1 pseudogene is annotated in these 265 nt (G+C 38.9%); it reads left to right on the top strand.

What is annotated here, in order from left to right:
• A pseudogene (locus tag AOA59_RS31275) lies at nucleotides 1-265 on the top strand (dihydrolipoyl dehydrogenase); the annotation flags it as partial.

Genomic DNA, 265 nt, shown 5'->3' with positions numbered 1-265 from the left:
GTGGAGAACCTCACCCAGTTGATCCAGATATGGTCGCAAAATGTACATACTCATCTCCTGAAGTAGCTAGTGTAGGGTTAACAGAAACTTCGGCCAAAGAGAAAGGGTATAAAGTAAAAACTGGAACATTCTCATTTAAGGCTATTGGAAAAGCGTTAGTGTATGGAGATACTTCAGGCTTTGTAAAATTTGTTTCTAACGCAGAAAATGATGATTTACTCGGTGTTCATATGATTGGACCACACGTAACCGATATGATTTCAGA

The sequence above is a fragment of the Pseudomonas sp. 2822-15 genome, assembly GCF_002742515.1.
Lineage (GTDB): Bacteria > Pseudomonadota > Gammaproteobacteria > Pseudomonadales > Pseudomonadaceae > Aquipseudomonas > Aquipseudomonas salomonii.
This window is presented reverse-complemented; position numbering and strand designations above follow the sequence as displayed.